Source organism: Paracoccus sp. (in: a-proteobacteria) (assembly GCF_046462195.1).
GTDB lineage: Bacteria > Pseudomonadota > Alphaproteobacteria > Rhodobacterales > Rhodobacteraceae > Paracoccus.
Genome location: NZ_JBKGUN010000093.1, coordinates 1 through 4,353 on the forward strand (window position 1 = coordinate 1; position 4,353 = coordinate 4,353).

General features: G+C 60.2%; 2 protein-coding genes. One reads left to right on the top strand and one right to left on the bottom strand.

All coding sequences use genetic code 11. From position 1 onward, the window contains the following. A partial coding sequence (locus ACLHHB_RS06015; RefSeq protein ID WP_410217373.1) for a calcium-binding protein occupies positions 1 to 2,450 on the top strand: 2,450 nt, incomplete at its 5' end. A 65-nt stretch (positions 2,451 to 2,515) separates the two neighbouring features. Here the strand turns inward: ACLHHB_RS06015 and ACLHHB_RS06020 are convergent. Continuing rightward, positions 2,516 to 3,343 (bottom strand): DUF6635 family protein, encoded by an 828-nt coding sequence (locus ACLHHB_RS06020; protein ID WP_410217374.1) that lies wholly within the window; start codon positions 3,341 to 3,343, stop codon positions 2,516 to 2,518. Between the last annotated feature and the right edge of the window lie 1,010 nt (positions 3,344 to 4,353).

The following is a 4,353-nucleotide window of genomic DNA, read 5'->3' on the forward strand; positions in this document are numbered from 1 at the left end:
AAGCCTTCCGGGAGACGCTGAAAGAGATAGATTTCTCTAATTTTCGTTATCCTGGCGGGGGGGTGACCGAAGATCAGACATGGGCGAACGGGGGGCTTGACCGGATGTTCGGCAAGCCTCTGGAGCCGGGCGGCGATGGTTATGTCATGACCATCAACGAAGCGCTCGACTTTGCTTCGACGACGGGAAAGGGGCTGACACTGGTCACTCCCACCTTTCAGTTCTTTGACAAGGGCACAGGAAGCTTCGATTACCTAAACTTTGATCAATATATCGTCAATCTCGAGGCATCGCTTCAGGCCTATCCAGACGTCCGCATCACGGCGTTCGAAATCGGCAACGAATACTGGGGCAGCAAGAACTGGGGCAGCCTTTCGGCTCATGAATACGGGATGATCGCCGACGCGCAGATCCCCAGGATCAACGAGATGATCGACCGCCTGTCACAGGACATGGCTGGATGGACACGGCCGGCCATCGGTATCCAAGCGGGTGTCGACTGGCGGGCCGAGCAGAACCCGGACGGGACATGGACTGCGGTCGGTCCGAAGGAGTCGCTCGACATCATATCGGAAATCTCCCTCGAACATCGGGAGATGGTCACCACGATCTTTCAGCACAGCTATCCCCATGCGGACACCATTGCCCAGAACCTCAATTGGGCGCTGCGTCCGATGGAGGTGTTCAAGCAGGCAGAAGGGTTCGGCAGCGACCTCCGGTTCACCTTGTCAGAGTTCAACATCGGTGCCAGCAGCGCCATCGGGATAGATCAGGGCGCAGCCTGGATCGACGCCTTTTCCCGGGCCGTGGATCTTGGCGTCGATGCCATCGACCATTGGGGCATCGCCTATGACTGGTTGTCGAACAAGTTCTACGACACGAGGTTCCTGGCCGCCGAAAGCGATGGCGGCAAGATCGTCACCATCGCCACGCCGATGGGCCAGATCTATGACATCGCGCAAAGCCATCTGGTGGGTAAGTCGACCATGACGGATGCCGCGGCTCTGGAGGCCATCCAGGCAACGGACGGCATCGGGGTGACAGGGTTCGCAGATGACAGCCAGCAGATCATCTTTCTGCACAATGCCACCGATCAGTCCGGCATGATAGATCTGGCAGGCATTCCGGAGGGGATGCATGTCTCGCTGCGCTATCTGACACCTGCCAATTCCCCCCACTCATCCTGGTACGATGAATCCCTGCGGGAAGTCGCCCGACCGGGCGACATCGCGGATGCGCGCGGGGACATGAAGGTCATTTCGGGACCTGGAGTTCAGAACCAGAACACGCTTCAACCTGGCGAGATGCTGGTCGTGATCATCTCGGATCCGGCGCGAGACCTCGTCATCGAAGGCGCCCATAACGTGACGGACCCCCACACTGGCATGGTGGACGACCTGATCGTCGGGGCGGACGGGAATGACATCCTGCGCGGGCATGTCGGCAACGACACGATCGAAGGCGGCGGCGGTCGCAACGTCATCTCAGGGGGAAAGGGCGACGACCGGCTTGTTGCCTCGGACGGGGGTGACGTCATCTTTGCGGACGGCGGTAGCGACACCGTCATCGGCGGGGACGGAGACGACCTGATCTTTTCCGGAGCCGCGGATGGTGAGGAGGCAGGCGGCGTCCTCTCGGGCGGCGATGGGCGCGACCTGTTCCTGATCGGGGCCGGCAGCAACGCGTCGATTCGGGATCTGTCGGATCAGGACCATCTTGGCTTTGCCGGTGCCTTTGCCGACGTGGCGGCTCTTCGGAACGCAAGTCATGTCGATGGGAACGACCTGGTCATCGAGATGCCGGACGGCCGCCAGATCGTGCTGTCCGGTGCGGCCGACCGAATCGACAGCCTGCACGAGCAGGTGCTGGACTTCATGGAGCCCCAGCAAATCCTGAAAATCACCGACGGCTATCTTGCAGACCTGTCATTGGCGCAGCTCGTGGAGCTTTTTGAGCAAAAGGAGGCCAGTTTCCAGCAGGCGTCAGGAATGGAGGATCAGCTCTACTTCGACACTCTTGAAACCACCTTGGCGCGCCTCGAACTTGATCGGGGCTTGCAGAATGACACCGAAGGTGACGAGGGCAGGCCAGATATCCCCGATGAAGACGAAGAGGATGCCTTGGCTGGTGACGAAGATCCCGATGAAGACCTTCCGCCCGACCCTTATGACGGCGATGATCATTCAAACGTATCCGGAGGATCGTGCTTTGTGGCAACCGCTGCCTATGGCGATGCGCAGCATCCCGATGTGGTGGCGCTGCGGACCTTTCGCGACGCGCATCTTGTGCGGTACCGGTCCGGGCGGGCCTTTATCCGCCTTTACTGGATCGTCGGGCCAAGGCTCGCCTCGGTCACCTATCCCGACCAGATCCATGCGCGCTTGGCGCGCCTTCTCCTGTCTCGGATCGTCCGCGTCCTGATGCACCTGAAACTGGTCGCGCGTGACTGATGGCAGGAGGCGCATTGGCCCTTCTTGAAGGCTTCTGCTGCTCAATCGGTGGCGAGGCGCGGCCTCTAGCTGCGCCAGGACCGCCATAGGATCGACAGGGTGTCGGCCAGATCACCAAGGCGCGCCAGCAAGGGTTCCGGTTCAAGGGGGGCGCTGTCTGCGCTGGCATCAAGCCGATCCAGCATGCGCGTCAGGCGGTGCTGGTGGATCCCGGACCATTTTTGCACCGGATCCGCGATCAGGCCGGCAAAGGTCGTGATCAGCGATCCCGCCACCGCCAGTGCCGCACCGGTGGCAATGACAGAGACCGGTGACAGTTCGACCGGGAACGCCCAGTACCACGCGCGGCCGAGGGTCTCTCCGAAGGTAAAGTCGCGGACCGCTGTGGCATGGGCGCGCATCTGGGCCAGCGGCGCCGTCAGGGAGATCATTCCCGGGGTCGGCCGGTGAAACACCACAAAGCCTGTTGCCAGAACGATCAGCGAGGTGGTGATCTCGGCAACTGCATTCCGGGTTTCGGCATGGCTGCGGATGGCACAATGGATGCGATCGGAAGGCGCATCGGGACCCAGCCCATGCGCCTGCAGATCGGCGATCAGCGCAGACAGGTCAGCCTCGATCTGCACCGATACATCCGACCGCAGAAAGACGCGTCTGTCACGCAGCCAACTTCCCGCCTGCCTTGCGCCTGCCTTGGTCAACAACCAGGCTGTCAGTTGTGACAGCAGCGCGATGGGGGCCAGCATCACGTTCAGCGGCGCACGCAGAAGATCCAAGCCCAGCGCATGGCGATGCAGGGCCAAGGTTCCCCTCAGGCCATAGCGCCTGGACACAAAGCGGCGCAGAATCCCGTCCCTTCGGGTCTTGGGTGAGCGAAGCAAGGCGGGCTGCATCTGGACTCCCATGGTGACAAGCGCAGTCTATGGCAGTGCCTGTCGCCGCGCCAGCATTCCTCTGTTCCAAGGCAGGTGTCAGAGAAATTTGGACATGATGGGCGAAATCCGCTGAGATACATGCTCCTGCTGACAGGACAATGTTCAGCGGCAGACGCGGGTAGCTGCCTTTGCACGCTTCTTCGCCCCATTCAACGGCAGACCATCGTGGGCCAAACAGGAATTCGTCAAGTTTGGGACATGGGCGCTGCAGAATGTCTTGCAAGGATGAGAGCAGCGCATTGCCGAAAGTGTTTTTGGACATTGAATGCGCATCCCTCAGCAAGGAGCGAGATCAGGAATGCCAGAGAGGCAAATCATCCGTGCCCAAGTGTTTCGAGTTCCTAGGCGAGAGCAAGGGCGAGATCGTGCCAAAGCTCCTGCTCTCCCGGATGAACTGGACGCCAAGGCCCTTTCGCAGCGCGCTCTGGAGCCAGAGGTAACACCGCCACGAAACAAGGAAAGGATCATCAGCTTCGGGGATTTGAACCAAGGAACCGAAGTCCATCCGTGCCTGCATGGCGCAAGCGAAGCGGGCGAGGCCTCTTCAAAAGGTGGCAGGAGCGCAGCACTTTCCATGCAAAGAACTGGGCCAAGGGTGCGGCGGCTTTTTCCCGGCTGGCGAAGCGTGGTCCGACCCATGGAACAGGCCTCATGGAAGTCTGCTGCCGGCAAGGCTGCAAGAGCGTCCGGGCGATGACGATTGGCTTGGGCTTCGGGCCATGGTTTTTCGAAAGCTCTTGCGTAAGGTGATTCTGACGGAGGCGCTCCCGGTTCCGGGCAGCCAGAGATGATCGGACAGCCAACTTGCAGCTGATTCGAAAGGCGACAGTTTTCGGAAATTTTCTGGAACACATGTACAATCACAAAAATCGCGTGTGTTGAGCCTGCTGGCAAGTTTCTTCTAAGAGCGCGTTTCAAAACCATGTGCTCAGGGCACGAAGGCAGATGATGGCGCATGCCAGAGTAGT

Coding starts and splice junctions, on each gene's coding strand:
- ACLHHB_RS06020 (WP_410217374.1), bottom strand. CDS start 3,343: ATGCAGCCCGCCTTGCTTCGCTCACCCAAGACCCGAAGGGACGGGATT.